The following is a 351-nucleotide window of genomic DNA, read 5'->3' on the forward strand; positions in this document are numbered from 1 at the left end:
TGATATCGCGCTCGCCCGTTCCCGTATTGCCATGGTCATTAGTGACGGTTGCTGACACCGTTAAATCGCCAGTGCCCAGCGCGGTCAGGACGGATTCCGGCACGTTAACGGACCAGGTCAGATCGCTCTGCACCGTCGCGGTATAGGTGTTGCCGCCGATGTTCACCGTCACGGTGTTACCGATGTCCGCGTTCGCCACCTTACCGGTAATGGTCTGGCCTGCGGCCACTTCCGCCGCGTTGATGACGTTGTCCCCCGCCACGGTGTTGATGGTCACGGTTGGCAGCGCGGTGTCGACAAGCAGGTTCGCAGAACTGCTCACGCTGTTGCCACCGCCGTTGGTGGCCGTCG

At 61.8% G+C, this 351-nt stretch carries 1 protein-coding gene; it reads right to left on the reverse strand.

The window, feature by feature from the left end; all coding sequences use genetic code 11:
* The coding region (locus tag RTW80_RS27965) for an Ig-like domain-containing protein (protein WP_409415329.1) at positions 1-351 on the reverse strand (351 nt) is incomplete at both ends.

This window comes from Escherichia sp. AM3, from assembly GCF_032029835.1.
Classification (GTDB): domain Bacteria; phylum Pseudomonadota; class Gammaproteobacteria; order Enterobacterales; family Enterobacteriaceae; genus Escherichia; species Escherichia coli.